The following is a 26,230-nucleotide window of genomic DNA, read 5'->3' as shown; positions in this document are numbered from 1 at the left end:
CTACACGACACCCCGCGCGCGCAGCCCCGCGAGCTGATCCTCCGTCACTTCCGCCAGCCTGCCCAGGACTTCGGCCGTGTGCTCGCCCAGTGCGGGCGGCGGGGCGTAGCCCTCGACCGGGGTCGCCGTGAGGCGTATCGGATTGGCGAGCAGCGGGAGCCGGCCCGACACCGGGTCCTCGACCTCGACCAGCATCCCCCGGTGTTGGATCTGGGGGTCGGCGAAGACCTCGGGCATTTCGTTGAACGGGCCTGCCGGCACGTCGTGTTGGTCCAGCAGGGCCAGCCAGTCGTCCCGGGTCCTGGTCCGCATGATGTCTTCGAGGACCGGCAGGATCTCCTCGCGGTGGGTGATCCGGGCGGAGGTCGTGGCGAAGCGCGGATCCTGGAGCAGGTCGGTGCGGTCGGCCGCCGTGCAGAACGCGGCGAACTGCTTGTCGTTGCCCGCGACGAGGAAGAGCGGCTTGTCCGCGCACTGGAAGGCCTGGGACGGGATCCCGCCGTAGCCGCCGTTGCCGCGTCGGCGCGGAACCTCCCCGGAGACCAGGTAGTTCATCGCGAAGTGCGACAGCGAGGCCAGCCCGCAGTCCAGCAGGGAGAGGTCGACGAACTGGCCCTCCCCGGTGGCGTCCCGGTGCCGTAGCGCCGCCAGGACGGCGGTGGAGGCGTACAGGCCGGTGAGGATGTCGACCATGCTGACCCCGACCTTCATCGGCTCGTCGGGGTGGCCGGAGACGCTCATCATCCCGGACATGGCCTGGAAGATGCCGTCGTAGCCGGGACGCTGGGCGTACGGGCCGGTCTGGCCGAAGCCGGTGACCGACAGGTAGACCAGGCGCGGGTTGAGCGCCAGCAGACTCTCGTGGTCGAGGCCGTACTTCGCCAGCGTTCCCGCGCGGAAGTTCTCGACCAGGACGTCCGAGCGGGCGGCGAGGGCGCGGATCAGCTCCTGCCCCTCGGCGGTCGCGTGGTTGACGGTCACCGACTGCTTGTTGCGGTTGCAGGAGAGGTAGAAGGCCGCGGCATCCGTCCCGGGGGCGAAGGGCGGACCGTACGTCCGTGAGTCGTCGCCGGTGCCGGGCCGCTCGACCTTGATGACCTCGGCTCCGAGGTCGGCCAGCATCTGGGTGGCCAGCGGTGCCGCGAGGATGCGGGACAGGTCGAGGACGCGGATCCCGGCCAGGGCGGTCGACGGCATCGAGGTCTCCCTCTGTTCACAGGCATCGAATGAGTTATATAAATATAACATCTGGCGCGCTGGTCGCGTCTTGTGTGATTGCTTCAACTATCCAATTCATGTAACTATATGGATCGGCTGACCGGCCGAGACCGGAGGGCGTGCGGATGACCGTCGCAGCGAGACCCCTCACCGACCAGGAACAGCGCGAACGCCGCGAGTGGTTCCGGGCCCGCTGGGAGCGCGGCGTCGCGTTCAACCGCCTCTGTCGGCTGCGGATGGTCCGCTGGGACCCCGACGGCGTCGAGGTCGTCCTTCCCTACGCCGAGCAACTCACCGCCCACGAAGGCGTCTTCCACGGCGGAGTGCTCTCCGCGCTCATCGACACCGCGGGCGCCGGAGCCGTGATCGCCGGGCACGACTTCCAGAAGGGGAGTCGGCTCAGCACCGTCTCGATGTCGGTGCAGTACCTCGCACCCGCCCGGGGCACGGAGGCCGTCGCCTACGCGCGCTGCGTCCGCCGGGGCCGCAGGCTGCACTTCGCCGACGTCGACGTGATGACCGACGGGGTCGTCTGCGCCCGGGGACAGGTCGTGGTGACCATCTCGGGGGAGCGCCCGGGCGTAGGCGAACCCATCGAACCGCTGACCGAGGAGTGACGCGATGCCCGACGAACCCGACCGGGACCTGGTGCTGTACGAGGTCGACGAGGACGGCGTCGCCACCGTCACCCTCAACCGGCCCGAGCGCAAGAACGCGTGGAGCATCCCCATGGAGCGCCGCTTCTTCGCCCTCCTGGACGAGGCCGCCGCCGACCCGGCCGTCCGCGTGGTGATCGTCACCGGCGCCGGCCGGGCGTTCTGCCCCGGCATGGACGTCCAGCGCCTGGAACAGAACGCGCAGCCGGGTCAGTCCCTCAACCTCCAGGCCCGCGTGCCCATGTACAGCAGGCGCAGCATCCCGAAGCCGCTCATCGCGGCCGTCAACGGCGCGTGCGCGGGCATCGGACTGGTCCAGGCACTGATCTGCGACGTCCGCTTCGCCGCCCGCGGAGCGCGCTTCACCACCGCCTTCACCCGCCGCGGCCTCGCCGGCGAGTACAACCTCCCGTATGTGCTGCCGCGCGTCATCGGCCTGGAGAACGCCCTCGACCTCCTCCTCTCCGGCCGGGTCTTCGACGCCGACGAGGCGAAGCAACTCGGCCTCGTCAGCCGGGTGGTCGAGCCGGAGGACCTGCTCGACGCCGCCCGTGCCTACGCCCGCGACATCGCCCGCAACTGCTCACCGCGCGCCATGGCCGTCGTACGCCACCAGGTCTACGGCGACCTCGACCGGCCCTTCACCGACGCGCTCGCCCGCTCCTACTCCGCCATGGAGTTCTTCGCGGGCTCGCCGGACTTCCGCGAGGGAGTGGCCAGCTTCGTGGAGAAGCGGGAGCCCAAGTTCGAGGGACTGCCCCCGGACTTCGATCCGGACGAGGCCACCCGTGACGCGTTCCTGCCGTACTGACCGAGGAGTTGGAAGATGACAGGGCAGCCCTTCCCGGTCGAGGCCGGGCACATCCTGATGTTCGCCCGGGCCATCGGTGACGAGAACCCGGCCTACGTCGGCGAGAGCGCGCTCGCGCCGCCCACCTTCACCATGGCGAGCGCCCAGCACGACCCCGACTACCGGTTGCGCCCCAAGCCGGGCGAGGAGTGGTTCGGCTCCGGCGCCGGACCCGGCGTGATGCCCGAGGGCGGTGGCGGTCTGCACGCCGAGCAGCACTTCGCGTACCACCGGCCGGTGCGCGCGGGGGAGACCCTGTACGCCACCACCGTCCCCGGCCGCAGCTGGGAGAAGCAGGGCCGCACCGGCCGACTGCTCTTCAGCGAGCGCATCACCGAGTACCGGGACGCCGCCGGTGAACCCGTGGTCAGCGCCCGCACGGTGGCCGTCGTGCCCGAGGGCCCCGCAACCCGTAAGGACGCCCGATGAGCCTGAACGCGGACGACATCAAGGTCGGTGAGACGCGCGAGAGCGTGCTGGTCGACGACCTGAAGCGGACCCGGATCGTGCAGTACGCGGGCGCGTCCGGCGACTACAACCCGCTGCACACCGACGAGAGATTCGCCACCGAGGTCGCGGGCTACCCCGGGGTCTTCGCCCACGGAATGCTCACGATGGGCATGACCGGACGGGTCCTGACCGACTGGGTCGGTGTCGAGTCACTGCTGACCTTCGTGGTGCGCTTCAAGGCCCAGGTGTGGCCCGGTGACACCCTGACCGCCACGGCGACCGTCGAGTCGGTCGAGGACACGCCGGACGGACCGCTCGCCCACTTCTCCGTGCGGACCGTCACCCAGGACGGCGCCGAGGTGGTCACCGGCACCGCGACGGCCCGACTGGAACCCTGAACCGATGGGCGCCGAGGCGGAGTTCACCTGGACGGCCATGGTGGCCGCCGCCTACGACCACTCCCGTCCCGCCGTCCGCTTCGGGGACCTCACCTGGACCGGGCACCAACTCCTCGACCGGGCGGCCGGCGCCGCCGACTGGCTGGACACCCTCGGCCTCGCCCCCGGCGCCCCGGTACCCACCCTGGCCGCGACCTCCGCCGACGCCCTCGCGCTGGTGATCGGCGGCGCCGGGTCCGCCCACCCGCTTGCCCCGCTCGGCGTCCGTATGACCCCGTACGAGACCGCGGCCGTGGTCGAGGCGACCGGTGCTCAACTCCTCCTCGTGCAGCCGGAGTTCGCCCGACTCGGCGAAGAGGTCGCCCGACTGTCCGGCCGCCGTGCCGTCGTCGTTCCCGAACTGCGCCCGAGCACAAGGCCGTTGACCGCCGAACCGGACGACCTCGCCGCCGTTCTGCACACCTCCGGCACGACAGGCCTCCCCAAACCCGTCCGCATGACCCAACGCCGCCTGGCCGCCCGCGCCCGCGTCAACGGCCTTCTCTGCACGCTCGATCCGGACAGCTTCTACGGGGGCAGCGCCCCCTTCCATCACATCGCGGGCCTCGGCAACCTCGCCGTCGCCCTCGCGGCGGGCGCGCTGATCACCGGACTGCCCCGCTTCACCGTCGAGGGCTGGGCCCACCTGCGCGAACTCGGTGCCACCCACACCAGCATGGTCCCGGCGATGCTGGAAACCCTGCTCGCCGCCGGCCAGGCACATCACGGGACGCTGCGGGTGCTCCAGTACGGCGGCGCCCCGATCCGCCCCGACACCCTGCGGCGGACGTACGAGGCGATGCCCGGCGTCCGCATGCTCAACATGTTCGGGCAGACCGAGGGCTCGCCCATCAGCGTGCTCACCCCCGAGGAACACCGCGAGGCGGTCGCCGGACGCCCCGAACTGCTGCGGTCCGTGGGACGGCCCGCCCCCGGCGTCGAACTGCGGGTGCGGGACGCGGGACCCGACGGCATCGGCGAGATCCACGCCCGCGCCGACCACTTCTTCCGGATCGACACCGAGGGCTGGCTGCACAGCGGCGACCTGGGCCGGGTGGCGCAGGACGGCTACCTCTACCTGTACGGCCGGGGCAGCGACATGATCATCCGCGGGGGCGAGAACGTCCACCCGCTGGAGGTCGAGACCGTCCTGGCCGCACACCCCGGCGTCGCGGACGTGGCGGTCACGGGCGCACCCGACGAACGGCTCGGCCAGACCGTCGTCGCCTTCGTCGTGCCGGCCGACCCCGACGCCCCACCGGAACCGGCCGCGCTCAGAACACACGTGCGCGGCCGGCTCTCCGGATTCAAGGTCCCCGTCCGCTGGTGGATCGTGGACGACCTGCCGCGCAACGCCAACGGCAAGGTCGTACGGCGCCTGCTGCGCGAGCCCGGCCAAGGAGGAGCACATGACTGACCATCTGGTCGTCGATCCGGAGAGCGTGGGCGTGGACCCGCACCGGCTGGACGTCCTGCTGCGCCGGATCCGGCTGGAGGTCGAGCACGGGCCGCTGCCGTCCGCGCAGGTCGCCGTCGCCCGCGAGGGCCGTCTGGTGGCCTTCGAGACCTGGGGCGACGCCGGTCCGGACACCAGGTACGTCCTGCAGTCCGTCGGCCGGTCGATCGTCGCCGGCGTCGTGTGGAAAGTGCTCGGCGAGGGTCTCCTGCGTCTGGACGAGCAAGTCGCCGCGATCATCCCGGAGTTCGCACCGAACGGGAAGGAGACGGTGACGGTCGAGCAGGTGCTCACACACACCGCCGGCTTCCCCTTCGCACCCCTCGGCTACCCGAAGATGCTGGACCGCGAGCAGCGGCTGGCCGCCTTCGGCCGCTGGCGGCTCGACACCCCGCCGGGCACCCGCTTCCAGTTCCATCTCACCGCCGCCGCCTGGCTGATCGCCGAGATCGTCGAGCGGCGCACGGGGCTGCCCTTCGCCGACCACCTCCGCGAGCGGATCACCCGGCCGCTGGGCCTGTCCTCGATCGAACTCGGCGTCCCCGTCGAGCGCCAACCGGGCACCGTCGCCCCGATGATCGCCACCGACCGCACCGACGACGCCCAGGAACCCGACCCCTGGGGACCCTGGTACCTCTCCGACCCCCGCGTTCTGGCGGCCGGTGAGCCCAGCCACGCCCTGGTCGCCACCGCCGCCGATGTCGCCCTGTACTTCCAGGCGTTGGAGCACTCGGGCCTGTGGAAACCGGAGGCGGTGGCGGAGGGCACGCGGATCCGCCTCACCCAACTCCCGTACGGGGAGCAGATCTACGGGGGCGGCGGCAGCCGACGTACCAGCATGGGCCTGTTCGTGACGGTGGCGGGCCCGGACGCCGGCAGCCAACTCCCCTCCACGGGCTCGCCGTCACTCTTCGGCAGCGCGGGAGCCGCCTACCAACTCGGCTTCATGGACCCGGAGTCCGGCCTGTCCTTCGCCTGCCTGAGCAACGGCTACCCGCTCTCCGGCTACGACCACTCCCGGCGAGGCACGGCCTTGCTCACCAACATCGCGAACCTGGCGGCGGACCTCGTCTGACGCACCACCCGAAGGAGAACGGGCCCGGTACCGAAATCGGCACCGGGCCCGCCCTGTTGGAGTGTCAGGCGCTCAACGGCTGATCAGCTGCTGTGCGTTGTTGTACATGATGTCGTCCTGGACCGACTCGTCGAGTTCCGCGAGGAGCTTGCGGTAGTCGGCGGGGTTCGCGATGCCCTCCGCGTGTGGGAAGTCCGAGCCCATCACGATCGACTCGTGATAGCCGAGCCGCTTGACCAGGCTCGGGATGTCGTCCTCCGGATAGGGCACCACACGGATGTGCTTGCGGAACACCTGGCTGGGGCGCTCCGCCAACTGCCCGCCGATCCAGGGGCCGTTGCGGCCCATGCCCCGGCTCTTGTCCATGTGCCGGACGAAGTGCGGCACCCACTCGGCGCCGAACTCGGAGACCAGGACGTTGATGTCGGGGAAGCGCTCGAAGAGGTTGTCGAAGATCAGCGCGGACAGCGTCTCCTCGATGGGGCGCTGGCCGTAGGTGTTCATCCACTGCCACGCGGACATCCGGAAGTGGATCGGGCTCGCGTCGTGGCCCCAGGCCGGGGCGACGTTCGAGTTGTAGTAGAACTCGCTGATGTGGTAACAGACGCTGGCCTTGGCCTCGTTGACCAGTTTCCAGAACGGGTCGAAGTAGGGGTCGCCCGGTGAGCGGCCGTACTGCGGCCCGGTCGGCAGCATGATGAACCGGGCGCCCCGCTCCAGGACGTACTCCAGTTCCTTGACCGCGCTGTCCAGGTCGCGCAGGGACAGCAGGGCGGGGGAGTAGATGCGGTCCTGGTGGTTGAAGCCCCACACCTCGTTCATATAGCGGTTGAACGAGTGGTAGTTGGCGTAGAGCGGCTCGATGCCCTGTACGTACTCCTCGGCGACCAGTGCCCACCCACCGGGGTAGATGATCGTCTGGTCCAGGCCCTGCTCGTCCATGACGCGCAGCCGGGCCTCGCGGTTCTGGTACGACTCGTGCATCGGCTCGAACTGGTACGTCTCGTCGGGGTTGCCCGAGGCCATCGCCTTGAGCATCTCCTTGAGCGAGCCGGGCCGGTAGACCTGCCCGAACTCCGGCTCCAGGCAGACCACGATCCGGTCGCCGGCGAGAATGACCTCGCGGCCGTCCGGGAGTGTCACCGGTGCGACCGCCTGGCCGAGGAACTCCTTCGGGAGGTAGCGGGTGAAGGAGTCCCGCTCCTCGTACATGTGCTGGTCGCAGTCGAAGATTCGCTTGCGCTGTTCGGCCATGGCCGTCGCCTCCGGACCCCAGATCTATTCAGTACGCCTCCTATAATTATCTAACTATTTCGGAGACGCAAGGGGTGACGGCGGAAACGGCTCGGCGAATGCTCGGCGGTCCGGTCAGTCGATGAGTTCGAGAACCGTCTTGGGACCGGCGCCGTTCACCACGTCGTCGGCGCCGCTGATGTGGCGCTGCCACAGCTTCTCGGCCTCGTCCGCCTTGCCGGACTCGATCAGACCGACCAGTCGCACATGGGCCCGGTGCCCCTTGAGGGCCTGCGCCTTCTGGGTCTCGGCGTCGGTGGCGGCCGCGGTGTACGAGGCGTTGGCCCGGTCGATGATGTTGCGCAGCATGCCGCACAGGAGGATCAGCGTCTGGTTGCCGGTGAGTTCGACCAGCAGGGCGTGGAAGGTGTCCTGGGCCTCGACGAGACCCAGCGGGTCCTCCAGCACGGTCTTCTCGGCGGCCACCGCGTCACGCAACCGCTTGATGTCGTCCGCCGTGTGCTTGGCGGCCAGTTGGCGCACGCACGGCGGCTCGATGAGGGCCGCGGCGCGGTAGACGTCGCCCAGGGTGGCGCCGCGGTACTCCAGGATCAGGCCGGCGAAGCGGGCGGCCACATCGGAGTCCGGGGCGCTCACGCGGGCGCCGCCGTGCGCGCCGCGGCGCACCGTGATCAGCGACTCCGACTCCAGCACGCGGAACGCCTCGCGCAGCGTCGGCCGCGAGATGCCGAACTGCTCCATGAGCCCCGACTCCGGCGGCAGGGCGTCGTCGGGCTTCAGCTCGCCCCGTACGATCTGGCGGCGCAGATGTGCCGCGACCAGCTCGGCGGTCTTCGGGACGCGCACCTGGCGTCCGACGCGGGCGCGCGAGGGGACGGGCACGATCGGCGTTCCTGCACGGGCTGCCTCGGCCACGGTGGGCTCCTCATATAGCAAAATGAATCGTCTTAGTGCATCGAGGGTACCAGGTCAAGGGTTGGGTGATCTTCTCCTGACGGGACCTGATCTGGCGTTCGGGACGTCGTTGGGTATATAGATGATTCATCTAGCTATAAAGCCAACTGGCTCTGGGAGTGACCGCGATGACCGAGCAGGCGACCCCGGTGATCCTCAGCGAGCTGACCGACGACGGGGTCATGCTGCTCACGCTGAACCGGCCCGAGCGGCACAACGCCTGGACGCTGGAGATGGAGCTGCTCTACAACGAGCTGTTCGACCGTGCCGAGGCGGATCCGGCGGTACGGGCCGTCGTGCTCACCGGCGCGGGCCGCAGCTTCTGCCCGGGCATGGACATCGGCGTGCTGGACGGCGCGTCCTCGGGCGCGCGCCCGTGGCCCACCGACCGGCTGCCGCCACGCACCCGGCCCATGTCGTTCCCCAAGCCGCTGGTGGCGGCCGTCAACGGCGCCTGCGCCGGCATCGGCTTCAACCAGGCGCTCATGTGCGACGTACGGTTCGCCGTGCCGGGCGCCAAGTTCGCCGCCGCGTTCAGTGCCCGCGGTCTGGTCGCGGAGGACGGTGTGTCCTGGCTCCTGCCCCGGCTCGTCGGCTACGGCAACGCGAGCGACCTGCTGCTGTCCTCACGCCGGATCACCGGAACGGAGGCGGAGGCGATGGGCCTGGTCAACCGTCTGGCCGACCCCGAGGAACTGCTCCCGGTGGCGCTCGCCTACGCCACGGAGCTGGCCCGCTCGGCCAGCCCGTACGCGATGTCCCTCATCAAACGGCAGCTCGCCGACGACCAGTCGAGGAGCTTCACCGAGAGCCGTGACAGCGCCGCCGCGCTGCTGGCCACGGCGAAACGCGCGCCGGACTATCGCGAGGGCGTGCGCAGCTTCATCGAACGGCGGCCACCGGAGTTCGCCGGGCTGGGGGAGAACGCGCCGGAACCGGCGGAGGCCTCGTCATGAGCCGCGCCCAACTCCCGCTGCACCGACGCACGATCACCGTGACGGCCTACCAGGAGCCGGGCGGCGACGAGATCTCGGTCGAGGCGGAACTGCGCGACGAGCGGCCGTGGGCCGAGCCGACGGCCGCCGACATCCACCGGATGGTGCTGACCGTGCGCGTCCGCCTCGCGGACATGACCGTCGTGGCCGCCGACGCGGACATGCTGACGTTCCCGCACGCCGAGTGTCCCTTCATCACCCCGGTCTTCGACGGCCTGATCGGCCTCGGCGTCACCGCCGGATACAACCGGGCGATCCAGGAGCGTTTCCGCGGTGTCTCCGGCTGCTCCCACCTCTACGAACTGACCCGGGTCCTCGGCCCCGCCGTGGTGCAGGCGGCCATGTCGGCCAACGCACGCCGCCGTGACGCGGGCGAACCCGCGAACGGCCCCCGCGCCACGGCCGGAGTGCTGAACAGCTGCCACATCTGGGCCCCGGACGGCGTGGGCCTACGCAAACTCGACGCGGGCTGGCGCCCGGGGGTCGGGCCGCGTCCGGTGCCCGGGCTTGGGACGTTCGAGACGGGCGAGTGAGGCCGCGGGGCTGAGGGGCGGCCGCGCGAAGGCGGGGCCAGGGTGGTCGAGACCGATCGCGCTGATGCGGAATTCGCCCGGCGGGGCTCGTCTCCCTCGGGAAGCGTCGGTCCACGGCACGTTGGGCTGAACCGGGGTCGTCGCGATCCTTGTCGTCCGGTCGGCCGGCAGATGCCCGACCGGACGACAAGGATCTGGGCGCAGACCTGCCCCTCGGCATCGTCGTCATCGCTCTCTCGACGAGGCCCACATCGAGCCGGCCGGCACGGCGGCAGCCCTGGTCCGCCGCCGAACCGGCCCGCCCTAACCAGCCGTCGCCCTCGGCTCGCGCGGCAGCCCCAGCACCTTCTCCGCGAGGATGTTCCGCTGTACCTGGGAGGTGCCCGCGTAGATGGTGCCGGAGCGGGCGATGAGGTACGTCGTGGACCAGGACGCCGAGGAGTTCGCGGCGCCGGGGTCGTCCGTGCGGTAGGTGCGCAGGGGTGGTCGGCCCACCGGCACCTGGGCGTGGAGGCCCATGATGTCCATCGCCAGGTCGGTGACCTTCGTGTGGTACTCGCTCCAGTACAGCTTGGCGATCGACGACTCGGGGCCCGGCTCGGCACCCTTGAGCCAGCCGGTGAGAACGCGGTAGCCGAGGTAGCGCATGATCTCGACCTTGGACCAGCACCAGGCGATCCGCTGCCGGATGACGGGGTCCTGGTCCCTGCCGTACAGACGGGCCAGTTCCACCAGGCGTTCCACCTCGGCCCGGAACAGGATCGGGTTGGTGGCCGCCTCCTCGCCACGCTCCACGCCGAGCAGGCTCTGGGCGACCGTCCAGCCGTTGTCGACGCCGCCGACGACGAGATCGGCGCGGGTGCGGGCGCCGTTGAAGAAGACCTCGTTGAAGTGGAGTTGGCCGCTCATCATGCGGAACGGGCGGACCTCGACGCCGGGTTGGTCCAGCGGGACGAGGAGGAAGGAGATGCCGCGGTGCTTGGAGGCCTCGCGGTCCGTACGGGCCAGCACGAAGATCCAGTCGCTGTGGTGGGCGCCGGACGTCCACACCTTCTGGCCGTCGATCACCCACTCGTCGCCCTCGCGGACAGCGCGTGTCGTGAGCGAGGCGAGGTCCGAGCCCGCGTCGGGCTCCGAGTAGCCCTGGCACCAGGTGTCCTCGCCGTTGAGGATGCGAGGGAGGAAGTGACTCCGTTGCTCGTCCGTGCCCCAGCGCAGCAGCGTGTTCGCCAGCATCTTCACGCCGAAGGTGTCCTGCGGCAGCCCGAACGGCACACCGGCCAGGGCGAGTTCCTCCATCAGGACCACCTGGTGGAGCTTGGACAGGCCACGCCCGCCGCACTGCTCCGGCCAGGTGAGGGAGAGGTAGCGCTGCTCGGCGAGCAGGCGTCGCCAGTCCCGGGCGAAGGCCCACGCGGCTTCCTCGTCGAGGGCGCCGATGCCTTTCCAGTCCGGCGGCAGCGCCTCGGCGAGGAACTCCTTGACCTCGGTGCGGAACGTCTCGGTCTCCGCGGGATAGCTGATGTCCACCCGTGTGCTCCCCTCGCCCGGCCCCGCTCGTCCAGCCGGTCGCTGTATTGATTGTTTCAGCATAATAGGTTATCTATTTGAGAGGAATAGCGTCGAGGCGGGAGCGGGCTGACATGGGACTGCTGGACGGCCGGAACGCCGTGATCACCGGCGGCGCACAGGGCATCGGCTTCGAGATCGCCGGTGTACTCGGCGCCGCCGGGGCATCCGTCGTCCTCGGCGACATCAACGGGGACGCCGCCGCCGAAGCCGCCGAACGCCTCGCCAAGAACGGTGTCGCCGCCACCTCCCTGCGCTGCGACGTCACCGACGAGGACGAGGTCGCCGCCCTGGTCGCCCACTGCACCGACACCTTCGGCCCGGTCGGCGTCATGGTCAACAACGCCGGGATCACCCGGGACGCGACCCTGCGCAAGATGGCCCTGTCCGACTTCCGCGCGGTCGTCGACGTCCATCTGACCGGCGCCTGGAACGGCACCCGGTATGCCGCCGAGGCGATGCGCGCGCACGGACTCGGCGGCAGCATCGTCAACATCTCCTCCATCGCCGGCAAGGTCGGCAACTTCGGCCAGACCAACTACAGCGCGGCCAAGGCCGGACTCGTCGGCCTCACCAAGGCCTCCGCCAAGGAACTCGCCAAGGCGGGCATCCGCGTCAACGCCGTACAGCCCGGCCTGATCCGCACCGCCATGACCGAGGCGATGCCGCCGGCCGCCTGGGACGCCAAGCTCGCCGAGATCCCCCTGGGCCGCGCGGGCGAGCCCGCCGAGGTCGCCCAGACCGTCCTCTTCCTCGCCTCCGACATGGCGAGCTACGTCACCGGAGCCGTCCTGGAAGTGACCGGCGGCCGGTACATGTGACCCTCGAGAAAGGCATGGCTGATGCCCGCCCTCCTGCGTGACGCGGTGATCTGCGAACCCGTGCGTACCCCCGTCGGCGGCTACGGAGGCGTCTTCCGCGACGTGCCCGCGACCGAACTCGCCGCAGCGGTCGTACGCGCCGTACTTGACCGCACCGGTATCCCGCCCGCCCTCGTGGACGACGTCCTATTGGGCCAGTGCTACCCCAACGGCGAGGCACCGGCCATCGGCCGCGTCGCCGCCCTGGACGCCGGTCTGCCGGTGGAGGTGCCGGGGCTGCAGATCGACCGCCGCTGCGGCTCGGGACTCCAGGCGGTCATCACGGCCGCGATGCAGGTGCAGACCGGCGCGAGCGACCTGGTGCTGGCCGGGGGCGTCGAGTCCATGAGCCAGGCCGAGTTCTACACCACCGGCGTCCGCTTCGGTGTGCGCGGCGCGGGCACCACCCTGCACGACCGGCTCGCCCGCGGCCGGGTCACCTCGGGAGGCGTCAACCACCCTGTTCCCGGCGGCATGTTGGAGACCGCCGAGAACCTGCGACGCGAGTACACGATCCCCCGCGAGGAGCAGGACCGACTGGCCTTTCGTTCCCACGAGAAGGCGGTCGCCGCCCAGCGGGAGGGCCGCTTCGCCGACGAGATCGTGCCCGTCACCGTACGGACCCGGAAGGGCGAGATCGTCGTCGACACCGACGAACACCCGCGCCCCGACTCGACGTTGGAGAAACTCGCGAGCCTGCGTCCCGTACTCGGCCGGCAGGATCCCGAGGCCACCGTCACCGCGGGCAACGCCAGCGGACAGAACGACGGCGCCGCCCTCTGCGTCGTCACCCACCCCGAGCGCGCCGCCGAACTCGGTCTGCGCCCCCTGGCCCGCCTGGTCTCCTGGGCCGTCGTGGGCGTACCGCCGGAGACGATGGGTATCGGCCCGGTACCCGCCACGGCCAAGGCACTTGACCGCGCGGGGCTCAAGCTCGCCGACATCGACCTGATCGAACTCAACGAGGCATTCGCCGCCCAGGTGCTCGCCTGCACTCGCGAATGGGCCCTGACCGAGGCCGACTTCGAGCGGTTCAACGTCAACGGCTCCGGGATCTCGCTGGGTCATCCCGTCGGCGCGACCGGTGGCCGCATCCTCGCCACCCTGCTCCGCGAACTCGACCGCCGCCAGGCCCGGTTCGGCCTGGAGACCATGTGCCTCGGCGGCGGCCAGGGCCTCGCCGCCGTCTTCGAACGGACGCCCGCAACCGACGCCAATGGAGGCCGCTGATGGCCGGACTGATCGCATACGGCGCCTACGTGCCGTACCACCGCCTCGCCCGGGCCGACATCGCCGCCACCCTCGGGACGGGCGCGGCCCGGGGCACGCGCGCGGTGGCGGGATACGACGAGGACACCACCTCGATGGCCGTCGAGGCGGCCCGGTCCGCCCTGGCCAGGGACGGACTGCGCACCCGCATCGGCCAGTTGTTCCTCGCCACCGCCGCGCCCGCCTACCTGGACAAGACGAACGCGACCGCCGTGCACGCCGCACTCGGCCTCGACCCGCACGTCCTCGCCGCCGACATGGCGGGCTCCGTCCGCTCCGGCCTCGGCGCGCTGGTCACCGCCGCCCGCTCCTCGGTGCCGACCCTCGCCGTCCTGTCCGACCTGCGCACCGGCCTGCCCGGCGGCGCCGAGGAGAGCGCGGGCGGCGACGGCGCGGCGGCGTTCGCCTTCGGCGGCCACCGCAACGGCGCCCCCGTGATCGCGGAACTGCTCGCCCACGACACGGTCAGCGACGAGATCCTCGACCGCTGGCGGCTGCCCGGCGCGCCCGCCTCCCGCGTCTGGGAGGAGCGCTTCGCCGAGGAGATCTACGTGTCCCTCGCGGACAAGGCGCTGACCGCCGCCCTCGACCAGGCGGGCCTGGACCGCGCCGCCATCGACCACTTCATCGTCTCCGGCCTGCACGCGCGCGCGTGCGCCACGGTCCGTCGTACTACGGGTGTACGGGCCGAAGCCGCGACCGCGGACCTCGCCGCGGAGATCGGGAACGCCGGCACCGCCCAGCCCGGACTGCTTCTCGCCGACGTCCTCGACCGGGCCGAACCCGGCCGGATCATCGCGCTCGTCGTGCTCGGCGACGGCGCCGGAGTCCTGCTGCTGCGCACCACCGACGCCCTCCCCGCGCACCGCGCCGACCGCCCGGTCGCCGCGCAGATCGCGGCGGGCAGCGCCCCCATGCCGTATGCCACCTATCTCTCCTGGCGCGGCTTCCTCGACCGTGAACCACCCCGTCGGCCGGATCCCGAGCCGCCCTACGCCCCGCCGGCGCACCGCCGCAACAGCTGGAAGTACGGCTTCGTCGCCTCCCGTTGCGAGAAGTGCGGGACCCGGCATCTGCCACCGGACCGGGTGTGCACGTCCTGCCGGAGCGTCGACGCGATGACCGACGAGCCGATGGAACACGTGCCCGGCACGGTGGCCACCTTCACCGTGGACCGGCTGGCCCACACCCCGAGCCCGCCGATGCTCGTCGTGGTCGTCGACTACGACGGAGGCGGCAGGTTCCGCTGCCAGCTCACCGACGCCACCGAGGCCGACGCCGTCATCGGCGCGCGGGTCGAGATGACCTTCCGGCGCACGGTCACCGCCGCCGGCGTCCACAACTACTTCTGGAAAGCCCGGCCGGTGCGCACGGGCGAGACCGAGGGGACACACGGATGAGCTCGCACGGAATCCGGGACCGGGTCGCGATCGTCGGCATGGGCTGCACGCCCTTCGGCGAGCACTGGACCCGCTCGGCGGACGATCTGCTGATCGACGCCGTGGGCGAGGCGGTCACCTCGGCCGGCATCACCCTCGACGACATCGACGCGTTCTGGCTCGGCACCCAGGCGTCCGGAGTCTCCGGACTGACTCTCAGCCGCCCCCTGCACCTGCCGTACAAGCCGGTCACGCGCCTGGAGAACATGTGCGCGACGGGCTCCGAGGCGCTGCGCAACGCCTGTTACGCGGTCGCCTCGGGCGCCTACGACGTGGCGATGGCCGTCGGCGTGGAGAAGCTCAAGGACTCCGGCATGTCCGGGCTCTCGGGCACCACGATGCCCGGCGCGGGCGACGACAGCCGCGGCGAGATCACCGCCCCGGCGAACTTCTCCCTGCTCGCCCCCGCCTACGCCGCCAAGTACGGCCTGGAACAGGACGAGTTGAAGGACGTCATCACGCGCATCGCCTGGAAGAACCACGTCAACGGCGCCCGCAACCCCCGCGCCCAGTTCCGCAAGGAGGTGCCGCTGGAGCGCATCCGCTCGGCGCCGATCATCGCGGGCATGCTCGGCGTCTTCGACTGCTCGGGGGTCTCCGACGGTTCGGCGGCGGCGATCGTCGTACGGGCCGAGGACGCCTACCGGTACACCGACAAGCCGATCTTCGTGAAGGCGCTGTCCTTCGTCGCAGGACCGGCCGACGGACTCCTCGACCCGGACTACGACTTCACCACCTTCCCCGAGGTCGTCGTCTCCGCCCAGGAGGCCTACCGGCAGGCGGGCATCACCGACCCGCGCGCCGAACTCGCGCTCGCCGAGGTCCACGACTGCTTCACACCAACCGAGTTGGTGCTCATGGAGGACCTCGGCTTCTCCGCGCGCGGACAGGCATGGAAGGACGTCACCAGCGGCGCGTTCGACCTCGACGGCGCCCTGCCGGTCAACCCGGACGGCGGTCTGAAGGCCTTCGGCCACCCCATCGGCGCCTCCGGCCTGCGCATGATGTTCGAGGCCTGGCTCCAACTGCGGGGCGAGGCACCGCCCGAGCGGACGGTCGGATCGGTGGCCGAGGGGCGCACCCTCGCCCTCACCCACAACCTCGGCGGCGGACCCGGCGAGTGCGTCTCGTTCGTGTCGGTCGTCGGCAGCGAACTCACCGACTAGGAAAGGCGGTTCGGCCATGGGACGACTCGACGACAAGATCGCGATCGTGACCGGAGCGGCGTCGGGCATCGGTGCCGCCACCGCTCGCCGCCTCGCGGCCGAGGGCGCGCACACCGTGGTCGCCGACCTGAACCTCGACGGCGCCAAGACGGTGACGGAGGAGATCCGCGCCACCGGCGGCTCCGCCACGGCGGTCCCCGTCGACCTCGGCGACATCGACTCCGTACAGGCCATGGTGGCCACGGCGGTCGAGGTCTACGGCGGCCTCGACGTCCTGCACAACAACGCGGCGGCCACCCACCTCGCCGCCCGCCAGGACCTCGCCGTCCTGGAGGCGGACCCCGCGGTCTGGGACGACACCATGCGGATCAACCTGCGCGGCACCATGGTCGCCATCCAGGCCGCCGTCCCGCACATGATCGCGCGCGGCGCCGGCTCGATCATCAACACCTCGTCCGGCGCCGGCCTCGCGGGCGATCTGCGCAACCCCGCGTACGGCGCCTCCAAGGCCGCCCTCATCAACCTCACGCAGTACGTCGCCACGCAGTACGGCAAGCAGGGCGTGCGCTGCAACGCCATCGCCCCGGGGTTCATCGTCACACCGGCGAGCGCCGGTTCGGCGCACGGGGCGATCCGGGAGAAGATGCTCCGCCATCACCTCACCCCGCGCCTGGGACTGCCGGAGGACGTCGCCTCGGCGGTCGTCTTCCTCGCCTCCGACGAGTCCGCCTTCATCACCGGACACACCCTGCGGGTGGACGGCGGACTCCTCGCCCACCAGCCTTATGTGGCGGACCTGCGCGACGCATGACGTAGTCGGGATCGCGTGGTTCGACCGGCCTGCGGCGCGAGATGCCGCAGGCCGGTCGAACCACGTGACGGACCTCATTGATCTGGCCCCGGCGCCGTCCGCTCTCAGGCCGTCGTCTCCGGTTCCAGATCGCCCAGGTAGGCCGCCCGGACCGCCGGGTCGCGGCGCACCTCGTCCGGGGTGCCGGCGCAGATCCGGCGGCCGAAGTCCAGCACCACGACCTGGTCGCAGACGCTCATCACCATGTCGACGTCGTGCTCGACGAGCAGCACCCCCATGCCCCAGTCCTCGGCCAGCCGCCGCACCAGGTGGGCCAACTCCCGTGTCTCCTCGTCGGACAGCCCCGCCGCCGGTTCGTCCAGCAGCAGTACGGACGGTGACGCGGCCACCGCGCGCGCGATCGCGAGCAGCCGTCGCTCGCCGTACGACAGGTCGCCCACCGGCCGGTCCAGGCTGTCCCGCAGCCCGAACTCCCGTACCGCGACGAGCACATGGGCGGGCAGCGGACGGCTCCCGGGGCGGACCAGGTCGGTGAGCCAGGTCCAGCGGCCCGGTCGCTCGCAGGCGGCGTACAGGTTGTCCAGGACCGTCATGTCCTCGAACAGCTCCAGCGACTGGAAGGACCGGCTCAGCCCGGCCCCGGCCCGCCGGTGCACCGGCACCCGGGTCACGTCCCGTGCGCCCAGGCGGACGCTGCCCGACGCGGCCCGGGTGAAGCCGGTGACGGCGTCGATCGCGGAGGTCTTGCCGGCGCCGTTCGGGCCGATGAGGCCCACCACTTGGCCCGGTTCGACATCCAGGGAGAGGCAGTCGACGGCGACTACACCGCCGTAGCGGACCGTGAGGTCCTGCACATGCAGGGGGAGTGGGGCGGCGCGCGGTACGTCCGGCAGGGGGCCCGGCTCCTCCGGGGGCACGACGGCAGTGCGCTGCGGGCGCAGCTTTCGCTCAAGTCCCTTGACCTGCTTGCCGAGTTCCTTGCCGATGCCGTCCTGGTTGCCCACCAGGGTGAGCACCAGGACGATCCCGCCGATCAGCGGCATCCACTCGCTCAGCCCGGGCAGCACCAGGTCGCCGAAGCGGGCGCCGACCGTGCCCGCGGCGAAGGTGGCGCCGAACAGTGGGCCGACGAGGAAGCCGACGCCGCCGATGACGGCGAGTCCGAGAGCGGTGACGGAGTCGAAGCTCGCGAAGTCGGAGAACACCACCGAGGTCGAGCGGAAGCCGGTGAGCACTCCGGCGAGCGCGGCGATGGCCGAGGACAGGCCGAAGGCGTAGAGCTTGGCCGCGCGGACGTCGATGCCGAGGGCTGCGGCGGCCCGTTCGTTGGCCCGTACGGCGATCAGTCGGCGGCCGGTCCTGCCGCGCCGGACGTTGGCGACGACGAGCGTGGCGGCGACGAACAGGACCAGGACCACGGCGGCGTAGCGCTGCGGATGGTCGACCCCGGAGATGCTGATGCCGAAGAGTGTCTGTTTGCCGACCGCGATGCCGTCGCTGCCGGGTGTCGTCGACAGGTCGGTGTTCTGGAAGACCATCGCCTCCAGGGTGGTGCCGAGGCCGAGCGTGATGATCGCGAGATTGACCCCGCGTGTGCGCACGGCCGGCAGCGCGAACAGCAGGCCGATCGGCACGGTGCCCAACACGCCTGCCAGCAGGGCGAGTTCGAAGGGCCAGCCCCAGTCCGCCGCTGCGTGCCCGGCGATGAAGGCGCCGGTCCCGGCGAGGGCGTAGGCCGCGAGCGAGACCTGGCCCGCGTAGCCGGTGACCACGATGACGGACAGGATGATCAGGGAGAGCACCAGCGTGCTGGTGATCGCGTCGGCCCACAGGGGTGTCGACAGGCTCACCAGCACCAGCCCGAGGACGACGGCCAGGGCGAGCGGTACGGGGCGGACCCTGCCGGTGCCCAGAGCCGGGAGCCGGTCGAGGAACGTGCCCCGCAGCGGCAGCGCCCGGCCGCGGGCGACCAGCACCAGGGCGATGAAGAGGAACGGCACCGACGAGGCGAGTCCGGTGACACCGGAGCCGAAGCGCGTCAGCTCGGACTGCGCGACCCCGATGACCAGACCGCCGGCCAGGGTGACCGGGAACGACGAGAACCTGCCGACCAGCGCGGCGGCCAGCGCGCTCAGCAGCAGCGTGGTCAGCCCGGTCACCGAGAGGCCGATCACGGGCACGATCAGGATGGCGGTGAGGCCCGCGAGCGCGGAGCCCAGCGCCCAGTTGCCGGCGGCGATCAGGTCGGGGGACCAGCCGAGCGCGGCGGCGGCCGCCTCGTTCTCGGCGACGGCGGTGGTGCCCAGGCCGAACAGGGTGCGCCGGTACAGGAGATGGAGCACGGCAGTCACGGCGATCGCGATCCCGAGCAGCCAGGCACGGTCCTCGGAGACCGTCGCCCCGGCGATCGTCAGCAGCCGGGTGGGCAGCTTGCCCGGGACCAGTTGCAGACTGTCGCCGTAGCGCTTGACGGCGATCGCGGTGAGGACGATGAACACCGCGAGGGTGCCGACCAGCCGGGCGAGCGTGGACGCCCTGCGCAGGGGACGGATCACCAGCAGGTGGGTGAGCAGGCCCAGCAGCGCGGAGGTGAGCACACCGCAGGCGGTGGCGGGCCAGTACGGCACGCCGTGGTTGACGGTGAGCTCCCACTGGACGTAGGCGCCGGCCATCCCGATCGCGCCGTGCGCGAAGTTCAGGACACCGGAGCCCCGGTAGACCAGCACGATGCCGTGCGCGGTGAGCGCGTAGAGGGCGCCGAGCCCCAGGCCGAGCAGCGCGAAGCGCAGGACGTCGTCCATCCGAGGAACCTCCCAGGAGTGGGGTCAGAAGGTGTATTCATTTAAATAATTGTGCCGAGAGTACTTCACTAACCCCAAAACGCACCCCATGCTGTTCGGCATCTCGACGTCGCCCACTTTGGGCGCGAGCCCCGTGGAGGGACCATGAACGACTCACGCCGACGCAGAACTGCCGCAGCGAGCGCGCTGGCGGTGACCGGAGCCCTGCTCGCCGCAGGATGCGGCGGAGAGGCGGCCGGCAGCTCGGCCGAGACCTCGTCGCTGAAGGGCACCCCGGTCAAGGTGATGGTCTGGGCCCCGGAGAACACCCAGGGCAGCGCCCAGCCCGGTATCCACCTCACCGCCACGGCCTACGAGAAGTGGGTCAACGCCAACGGCGGGATCAAGGGCGGCCCCCTGAAGGTCGAGTTCTGCAACGAGAAGGGCGACCCCGACGAGGCCGAGAAGTGCGCCCAGCAGGCCGTCGCCGACAAGGTGACCGCGGTCGTCGGCTCCTACAGCCTCTCCGGGGACCGCTACATGCCCATCCTGCAGAAGGCCGGCATCCCCTACATCGGCGGGACCGGCGTCTCCGCGGCGGAGTTCTCCAACCCGCTGTCCTTCCCGGTCAACGGCGGCACCCCGGTGGTCTTCGCCGCGCACGGCCGTCAACTGGTGGAACAGGGCTGCAAGAAGATCACCGGCGTGCGGTACGACGTGGCCGCCGCGGCCGTGGTCTCGCAGTTCCTCACCCTGGGCGCGGTCTCCGCCGGAGGTGCGGCGCCCAAGGACCTCAAGGTGCCGCTCACCGCCACCGACCTCGCCCCGCAGGTCGCCGCGACCAAGGGCAGCGACTGCGTGAGCGTCATCCTGGGCACCGCCTCGGACCTGTTCGTCAAGTCGTACGTCCAGTCCGGCGACAAGACCAAGCTGGCCAGCGTCGTCGGCAACCTCACGCCCCAACTGGCCGCGAGCACCGGCGGAAGCAGCAGTCCGCTGGAGGGCGCCGCCATCACCGGCTACTACCCGCCGACCTCCGACGCCGTGTGGAAGGACTTCGTCGCGGCGGCCAAGGGCAAGGACATCGACACCACCAACGGCGCGAACGCGACGACCTGGGTGGCCTTCAAGGTCTTCACCGAGGCCGCCAAGAACCTGCCGACGATCACGGCAAAGGCGCTGGTGCAGGAACTCGACACGACCTCCGGTATCGACACCGGCGGCCTGACCCCGCCACTGAACTGGAAGGCATCAACTGCCCTGCCCATCAAGGGACTCGACCGCATCCACAACACCACCGCCACCGAACTCGTCATCCGCGACGGGAAGATCGAGTGGGCCAAGGCCGGGTCGACCTTCGTCGACGTCCGCAAGGTGCTGACGGCCGCGTCGCACGGCTGACCCCGGCCGACCCGCGCCGACTCCAGCCGACCCGCGCCGACTCCGGCTTAGGAGAGATCCCGTGTCCGACACCACCGTGCCCTTGATAGCGACCCGCGCCCTGTCCGCCGGATACGGCACCCGACCCGTCGTGAGCGACCTCGACCTGGAGGTCAGGCCGGGCGAGGTCGTCGCCCTGCTCGGCCCCAATGGCGCGGGCAAGACCACCACCCTCAGGACGCTGTCCGGCGACCTGACCCCGATGAGCGGCGAGGTCCGCTGGCTGGGCACCCCCGGCCACGCACCCCTGCACCGCCGCGCCCGCGAGGGCCTCGCCTACGTCGGTGAACGGGCTGTCTTCACCCGCCTCGACACCACCGACAACCTACGGGTCGGACGCGTACCGCCCGACCGGGCCGTCGCCCTCTTCCCCGAACTGGAGAAACGCCTGAGGACCGGCGCGGGCATGCTGTCCGGCGGCGAGCAGCAGATGCTGTCGCTGGCGCGTGCCCTGTGCCGCACCCCCCGGCTCCTCCTCGCCGACGAACTCTCCCTCGGTCTCGCCCCGTTGGTCGTCGACCGCCTCCTGCGCGCCGTCCGCGAGGCGGCCGACCAGGGCCTCGGCGCACTGCTGGTCGAACAGCACGTACGCAAGGTCCTCGACATCGCCGACCGCGTCTACGTACTGCGCCGGGGCCGGGTCGTGATGACCGGCACCCCGAAGGAACTGCGCGGGGACTTCGACGCCATCGAATCCTCCTACCTCGCGAACAACCCGACGTCATGACTGACTGATTGAGGTGGTTGCCGTGCCCAGCGCACGTGAACAGATCCGGGCCCTCGCCCGGTCCGGCGAGACCTTCGACCAACCCGCCCGCTACATAAAGGAGTTGCAGCTCGAAGCGGCACGGGAGGCCTTCACCGCCCACCGCGAGCGCATCCCGCTGCTGCGCACCCGGGCACAGGAGAGCGGCGTCCACGCGATCGAGAGCGCGGACGACCTCGTACCCCTGCTGTTCTCCCACACCAGCTACAAGTCGTACCCCCTCTCCCTCATCACCGGCGGCCGATGGGACCGGCTGCTGCGCTGGTACACGACGGTCTCCGTGGTCGAGCCGGGTGACGTCGACGTCGAAGGCGTCCAGGACATCGACGAATGGACCGACCGCATCACCGCCGCCGGCCACCGCCCCTACATCACCAGCGGCACCTCGGGGAAGGTCTCCTTCCTCAACTGCGACGCCACCGACCTGGCCTTTCTGCACGACATCCTGGAGAACCTCACCTGCTGGCCCGACCCGCTCCCGCCGAAACCCACCCGGCGCGGCTACCTCCTCGCACCCGCGAGCGGCCCGATGCGCTCCATCGACGGCTACCGATGGCACGCCGACGTCTTCGCCCGCCCCGGCGAGACCCACCTGCTGACCGACGAACCGATGCGGGTCTCCGAGCTGATGAGCAGCGCCCTGCTGCGCCGCCGGATGGCGGAGGGCACCGCCACCCCGCAGGAGATCAGCACCTTCGAGAGCGCGTCCGGGGCCCGCGAGGAGGAACTGGGCGCGGCCGTCGCCCGGATCGTCGACGACATCGCCGCGCATCGCGCCGAACCGCTGCTGATCGCGGGCATGAACAACCAGCAGTTCACCCTGATCCAGGCGCTACGGGCGTGCGGCGTGCCGGACGGCAGCCTCCACCCCGAGACGCTGGTCCTCAGCGGCGGGGGCAACAAGGGCGGCGCCCTCCCCGACGACTACCAGCAGCAGTTCGCCGCCTTCTACGACGGCGTACGGCGGGTGCGCAGTTATGGCATGACGGAACTTCAGGGCTCGTGCCTGGCCTGCGAGTTGGGCAACTACCACGTCCCGCCGTGGGTGATCCCGCTGGTCCTGGACGAGCCGGGCGAGAAGCTGCTCAACACCGAACAGGGCTTGGTGGAGGGCCGGTTCGCCTTCCTCGACGTATCGCTGGAGGGCCGGTGGGGCGGACTGATCAGCGGCGACCGGGTCTTCGTCGACTTCTCGCCGTGCGCCTGCGGCCGGACGGGCCCGACCGTCCTGCCCGACATCCGCCGCTACGGCGACCTCGGCGGCGACGACAAGATCACCTGCGCCGCGACACTCGACTCCTATGTGCGGGGGATGATCCACGGATGAGCACCACGACCCACACGGACGTCGTGCACGTGGTGCGCGGCGAGGTCGACCAGGCCCCGCCCGTCAGCCACGGCCGGGTCGGCTCGGCCTTCACCGCGCCGGCACTCGACCTGGACCGTCTGGTGTGGCCGCGCACCGAACCCGGCCCCGCCTTCCACGTGCCCGTCGCGGAGATAGTCGACCTGCTGGTGGAGACCGGCGAGGCACTCAAGGCGGACCGCGAGGGACTGCTGGCCGAGGCCCTCGACCGTATGGTCGGGGTCAGCCCGTTGCCCGCCGAGGTCCTCGAACGCGCCTACGCCGTGCTCTGGCGCAGCTTCCAACGCCCTGGCCTCTACGCCCAGATCGACCACGAACTCGGTGGGGCGGACGTGCTCGACGGCTGGCGCGAGGTTCACCTGCCCGACAACCGGACCGCGGCCACCCGGGCGTTCCCGCCGCGCCTGGTGCACATCATCGCGGGCAACGCGCCCGGCGTCGCCGCGATGTCCGTCGTGCGCGGCGCCCTCACCAAGGGCGTCAACCTGCTGAAGCTGCCCTCGAACGACCTGTTCACGGCGACCGCGATCCTGCGCACGATGGCGGCGGTGGCCCCGGACCACCCCGTGGTGCGCTCGTTCTCCGCGGTGTACTGGCGCGGCGGCGACGAGACGGTGGAGAGCGTGCTGTTCCGCCCGCAGTTCTTCGACAAACTGGTCGCCTGGGGCGGCGAGTCCACGATCCGCGGGGCGTTGCGGTATGTCGGTCCGGGATTCGAGCTCGTCTCCTTCGACCCCAAGACGTCCATCTCGCTGATCGGCCGCGAGGCGTTCGAGTCCCCCGAGACCCTCGCCCGAGCCGCTGACGCGGGCGCCGCCGACGCCACGTTCTTCAACCAACAGGCCTGTGTGGCGAGCCGCTTCCAGTTCGTCGAGGGTTCCTGGGAGGACGCCGACCGCTATGCCGCGCTGCTGTGCGAACGCTTGGGTGTGACAAGGGAGTTCAGCTCGGCGGGCGGCCCGAGGGTCGCCGCGTCTCTGCGCGAGGAGATCGACGTCCTGCGGTCCCTCACCCCCGACTACCGGGTGTGGGGCGGCTATGACGGGCGTGGCCTGGTGATCCGCTCTCCCGAACCGGTGGACTTTCACCCGGACGGAAAGATCGTCGACGTCGTCCCCGTCGCCGAACTGACGGAAGCGGTCACCCACGCCGGGGTCGCCACACAGACGGTCGGCGTGTACCCGGACACCCGCAAGGCGGAACTGCGCGACGCCCTGGCCTGCGCCGGGGTGCAGCGCGTGGTCTCGTTGGGCAGGGCGGGCGGGATGCCGCCGGGCCTCTCCCACGACGGGTTCTATCCGCTGCAACGGCTCATGCGCTGGGTGAACGACGAGTGACGGCGCCCACGGTCTCCAGCAGCGCGGCGAGGCCGTCGGCGTAGATGCCGTGGAAGAGCTCCTCGGCGTCGGTGTCGCTGACGCCGACGGGCGTGAACGTGCCGGACCATTCGACGCGCGAGACGCCGGGGCTGCCGGGGATGGCGTGCACGCGCAGCGTGGAGAGATAGCCGGTCACGGGGAACGGTGCCTCTTCGATGGCGTAGGAGTAGCCGCGCGCCTCGTGGTCGAAGGCCTGGAGGCGTTCGACGATGACGCAGCCGTCCTGGTTGGTCAGACGGCGTACCCGGCCGCCTTCGCGCAGCTCGCTCTCGGGGATGTACGGGAGCCAGTCGGGCAGGGATCCGAAGCCGCCGATGAGCCGCCAGACGCGGTCGGGGCTCTGCGGGATGTCGAGGGACACAGTGGTGGTGGCCATGGTGGGTGCTTCCTGTGGTGTGCCGTGGGAGGTCAGGCGGCGGGGGCGTCGGCGGCGATGAGCTTCTCTTCGCGCAGCGCGGTCCAGAAGGCGGCCGGCACGTGCTCGGCGAGGGCGGCGGCGTCCTCCGCGATACGGCCGGGACGGGTGGCGCCGGGTACGACGGCCGCCGAGGCGGGGTGGGCCGGCGCGAACTGCAACGCGGCGGCCTTGACGCTCACCCCGTGCTCGGCGGCGAGCGCCTTGATCCGTCCGACCTTGGCGAGGATCTCCGCCGGGGCCTCCTGGTACTCGAAGTGCCGGCCGCCGACGAGGACACCGGAGCTGTACGGGCCGCCGACGACCATGTCGACGCCCTGCTCGGTGGCGGTGGGCAGCAGGCGCTGGAGGGACCGCTCGTGGTCGAGCAGCGTGTAGCGACCGGCCAGGAGGAACGCGTCGGGGCGGGGCTCGTCCAGGTCGAGGGTCAGCTCGATCGGCTCGACACGGTTGACGCCGAGGCCCCAGGCCTTGATGACGCCTTCCTCGCGGAGCCGCCGCAGGACGCGGAAGGCGCCGGTGCGCGCGGTCTCGTAGACGGCCAGCCAGTCGTCGCCGTGGAAGTCCTGGGCGATGTCGTGCACCCAGACGATGTCGAGGCGGCCCGTCCGCAGGCGCGTGAGGCTGTCCTCGACGGAACGCAGGGTGGCGTCCGCCGAGTAGTCGTCGATCATCCTGTTCGGGCGGCCGTGCTCGAACAGACCGCCCTTCTCGCCCAGGTCGCGTGCGCTGGTGTCCTCCAGCTCGTCGAGGATGACCCGACCGACCTTGGTGCTGAGCACGAACGCGTCGCGCGGCCGGTCGGCCAGTACCTCGCCCAGCCGGATCTCGGCCAGACCGGCGCCGTAGAACGGGGCGGTGTCGAAGTAGCGGATGCCCTGGTCCCAGGCGGCCTCCACGGTGGCCGCGGCCTCCTCGTCCGGGATGGCGCGGAACATGTTGCCCAGGGGTGCGGTACCGAAGCCGAGGGGGCCCGGCAGAAGGGACTTGATGCCCATGACGAAGATCCTTCTCTCCATGACGTGACGCGTAGTTCGGGGGTTTTCATCCGATCCGCGGCTCTTGCTCTGTCGAGGTTGGGATCGAGGGATG

24 protein-coding genes are annotated in these 26,230 nt (G+C 70.9%); 17 read left to right on the top strand and 7 right to left on the bottom strand.

The features are described from left to right. Positions 1 to 1,197: a CaiB/BaiF CoA transferase family protein gene (locus tag ACIRRY_RS20350; protein ID WP_403974462.1), complete on the bottom strand. Its 1,197-nt coding sequence runs from the start codon at positions 1,195 to 1,197 to the stop codon at positions 1 to 3. 146 nt (positions 1,198 to 1,343) lie between these two features. Between ACIRRY_RS20350 and ACIRRY_RS20345 the strand changes: the two genes are divergently transcribed. From ACIRRY_RS20345 to ACIRRY_RS20320, 6 genes are read left to right on the top strand one after another with little or no spacing between them, the layout of a single operon-like run. After that, positions 1,344 to 1,835: a PaaI family thioesterase gene (locus ACIRRY_RS20345; protein WP_403974459.1), complete on the top strand. Its 492-nt coding sequence runs from the start codon at positions 1,344 to 1,346 to the stop codon at positions 1,833 to 1,835. Positions 1,836 to 1,839: 4 nt separating this feature from the next. Further along, a complete protein-coding gene (locus ACIRRY_RS20340; protein ID WP_403974457.1) occupies positions 1,840 to 2,685 on the top strand; it encodes an enoyl-CoA hydratase-related protein in 846 nt (281 codons plus the stop codon). A gap of 15 nt (positions 2,686 to 2,700) precedes the next feature. Beyond that, the gene (locus ACIRRY_RS20335; protein ID WP_403974455.1) at positions 2,701 to 3,153 is read left to right on the top strand and encodes a MaoC family dehydratase N-terminal domain-containing protein; all 453 of its coding nucleotides are present in this window, start codon (positions 2,701 to 2,703) and stop codon (positions 3,151 to 3,153) included. Beyond that, complete coding sequence (locus ACIRRY_RS20330; protein WP_403974452.1) at positions 3,150 to 3,572, top strand: MaoC/PaaZ C-terminal domain-containing protein; 423 nt, start codon at positions 3,150 to 3,152, stop codon at positions 3,570 to 3,572. Before ACIRRY_RS20335 ends, ACIRRY_RS20330 begins: the two co-directional genes overlap by 4 nt. A gap of 4 nt (positions 3,573 to 3,576) precedes the next feature. Then, positions 3,577 to 5,028 (top strand): class I adenylate-forming enzyme family protein, encoded by a 1,452-nt coding sequence (locus tag ACIRRY_RS20325; protein ID WP_403974449.1) that lies wholly within the window; start codon positions 3,577 to 3,579, stop codon positions 5,026 to 5,028. Further along, positions 5,021 to 6,142, top strand: coding sequence for a serine hydrolase domain-containing protein (locus ACIRRY_RS20320; RefSeq protein ID WP_403974446.1), 1,122 nt, complete (start codon positions 5,021 to 5,023; stop codon positions 6,140 to 6,142). The genes ACIRRY_RS20325 and ACIRRY_RS20320 overlap by 8 nt, the downstream gene beginning before the upstream one ends. A 72-nt stretch (positions 6,143 to 6,214) precedes the next feature. Here ACIRRY_RS20320 and ACIRRY_RS20315 read toward each other — a convergent pair whose 3' ends face one another. Both ACIRRY_RS20315 and ACIRRY_RS20310 read right to left on the bottom strand, forming a co-directional pair. After that, positions 6,215 to 7,396, bottom strand: coding sequence for an amidohydrolase family protein (locus tag ACIRRY_RS20315; RefSeq protein ID WP_403974444.1), 1,182 nt, complete (start codon positions 7,394 to 7,396; stop codon positions 6,215 to 6,217). Between the two features lie 114 nt (positions 7,397 to 7,510). Further along, the gene (locus tag ACIRRY_RS20310; protein WP_403974442.1) at positions 7,511 to 8,311 is read right to left on the bottom strand and encodes a FadR/GntR family transcriptional regulator; all 801 of its coding nucleotides are present in this window, start codon (positions 8,309 to 8,311) and stop codon (positions 7,511 to 7,513) included. Between the two features lie 167 nt (positions 8,312 to 8,478). On the opposite strand from ACIRRY_RS20310, the gene ACIRRY_RS20305 reads away from it, so the two are divergent. Both ACIRRY_RS20305 and ACIRRY_RS20300 read left to right on the top strand, forming a co-directional pair. After that, the gene (locus ACIRRY_RS20305; protein ID WP_403974440.1) at positions 8,479 to 9,306 is read left to right on the top strand and encodes an enoyl-CoA hydratase-related protein; all 828 of its coding nucleotides are present in this window, start codon (positions 8,479 to 8,481) and stop codon (positions 9,304 to 9,306) included. Continuing rightward, the gene (locus tag ACIRRY_RS20300; protein WP_403974438.1) at positions 9,303 to 9,878 is read left to right on the top strand and encodes a DUF2889 domain-containing protein; all 576 of its coding nucleotides are present in this window, start codon (positions 9,303 to 9,305) and stop codon (positions 9,876 to 9,878) included. Before ACIRRY_RS20305 ends, ACIRRY_RS20300 begins: the two co-directional genes overlap by 4 nt. Before the next feature lie 303 nt (positions 9,879 to 10,181). Here the strand turns inward: ACIRRY_RS20300 and ACIRRY_RS20295 are convergent, their stop codons facing one another. After that, on the bottom strand, positions 10,182 to 11,408 hold the full coding sequence (locus ACIRRY_RS20295) for an acyl-CoA dehydrogenase family protein (protein WP_403974435.1): 1,227 nt from the start codon (positions 11,406 to 11,408) through the stop codon (positions 10,182 to 10,184). 113 nt (positions 11,409 to 11,521) lie between these two features. On the opposite strand from ACIRRY_RS20295, the gene fabG reads away from it, so the two are divergent. From fabG to ACIRRY_RS20270, 5 genes are read left to right on the top strand one after another with little or no spacing between them, the layout of a single operon-like run. Continuing rightward, the gene (fabG, locus tag ACIRRY_RS20290) at positions 11,522 to 12,268 is read left to right on the top strand and encodes a 3-oxoacyl-ACP reductase FabG (protein WP_403974432.1); all 747 of its coding nucleotides are present in this window, start codon (positions 11,522 to 11,524) and stop codon (positions 12,266 to 12,268) included. A 21-nt stretch (positions 12,269 to 12,289) separates the two neighbouring features. Continuing rightward, positions 12,290 to 13,537 carry an acetyl-CoA C-acetyltransferase gene (locus ACIRRY_RS20285; protein ID WP_403974430.1) on the top strand — a complete coding sequence of 416 codons (1,248 nt, stop codon included), beginning with the start codon at positions 12,290 to 12,292 and terminating at the stop codon, positions 13,535 to 13,537. Further along, the gene (locus ACIRRY_RS20280) at positions 13,537 to 14,976 is read left to right on the top strand and encodes an OB-fold domain-containing protein (RefSeq protein WP_403974428.1); all 1,440 of its coding nucleotides are present in this window, start codon (positions 13,537 to 13,539) and stop codon (positions 14,974 to 14,976) included. Before ACIRRY_RS20285 ends, ACIRRY_RS20280 begins: the two co-directional genes overlap by 1 nt. Next, positions 14,973 to 16,181: an acetyl-CoA acetyltransferase gene (locus ACIRRY_RS20275; RefSeq protein WP_403974426.1), complete on the top strand. Its 1,209-nt coding sequence runs from the start codon at positions 14,973 to 14,975 to the stop codon at positions 16,179 to 16,181. The genes ACIRRY_RS20280 and ACIRRY_RS20275 overlap by 4 nt, the downstream gene beginning before the upstream one ends. Before the next feature lie 16 nt (positions 16,182 to 16,197). Then, positions 16,198 to 16,992: an SDR family NAD(P)-dependent oxidoreductase gene (locus ACIRRY_RS20270; protein ID WP_403974424.1), complete on the top strand. Its 795-nt coding sequence runs from the start codon at positions 16,198 to 16,200 to the stop codon at positions 16,990 to 16,992. 104 nt (positions 16,993 to 17,096) lie between these two features. On the opposite strand, the gene ACIRRY_RS20265 is transcribed toward ACIRRY_RS20270, so the two are convergent. After that, a complete protein-coding gene (locus tag ACIRRY_RS20265; protein WP_403974422.1) occupies positions 17,097 to 19,793 on the bottom strand; it encodes an ATP-binding cassette domain-containing protein in 2,697 nt (898 codons plus the stop codon). A gap of 144 nt (positions 19,794 to 19,937) precedes the next feature. Between ACIRRY_RS20265 and ACIRRY_RS20260 the strand changes: the two genes are divergently transcribed. From ACIRRY_RS20260 to ACIRRY_RS20245, 4 genes are all read left to right on the top strand, one after another. Continuing rightward, positions 19,938 to 21,173, top strand: a complete 1,236-nt coding sequence (locus tag ACIRRY_RS20260) for an ABC transporter substrate-binding protein (RefSeq protein ID WP_403974419.1) — start codon at positions 19,938 to 19,940, stop codon at positions 21,171 to 21,173. A 61-nt stretch (positions 21,174 to 21,234) separates the two neighbouring features. Further along, positions 21,235 to 21,939 (top strand): ABC transporter ATP-binding protein, encoded by a 705-nt coding sequence (locus ACIRRY_RS20255; RefSeq protein WP_403974417.1) that lies wholly within the window; start codon positions 21,235 to 21,237, stop codon positions 21,937 to 21,939. Positions 21,940 to 21,961: 22 nt separating this feature from the next. After that, a complete protein-coding gene (locus tag ACIRRY_RS20250; RefSeq protein WP_403974415.1) occupies positions 21,962 to 23,305 on the top strand; it encodes a hypothetical protein in 1,344 nt (447 codons plus the stop codon). Next, positions 23,302 to 24,681 (top strand): acyl-CoA reductase, encoded by a 1,380-nt coding sequence (locus ACIRRY_RS20245; RefSeq protein ID WP_403974412.1) that lies wholly within the window; start codon positions 23,302 to 23,304, stop codon positions 24,679 to 24,681. The genes ACIRRY_RS20250 and ACIRRY_RS20245 overlap by 4 nt, the downstream gene beginning before the upstream one ends. Here the strand turns inward: ACIRRY_RS20245 and ACIRRY_RS20240 are convergent. Further along, positions 24,656 to 25,099, bottom strand: a complete 444-nt coding sequence (locus ACIRRY_RS20240; RefSeq protein WP_403974410.1) for an SRPBCC family protein — start codon at positions 25,097 to 25,099, stop codon at positions 24,656 to 24,658. The genes ACIRRY_RS20245 and ACIRRY_RS20240 overlap by 26 nt on opposite strands. Before the next feature lie 32 nt (positions 25,100 to 25,131). Further along, positions 25,132 to 26,136, bottom strand: a complete 1,005-nt coding sequence (locus ACIRRY_RS20235; RefSeq protein WP_403974605.1) for an aldo/keto reductase — start codon at positions 26,134 to 26,136, stop codon at positions 25,132 to 25,134. Between the last annotated feature and the right edge of the window lie 94 nt (positions 26,137 to 26,230).

Source organism: Streptomyces sp. NPDC101776 (genome assembly GCF_044766845.1).
Lineage (GTDB): Bacteria > Actinomycetota > Actinomycetes > Streptomycetales > Streptomycetaceae > Streptomyces.
Note: the sequence above shows the minus strand (reverse complement) of the source record. Positions and strands in the feature narration are given on the sequence as shown.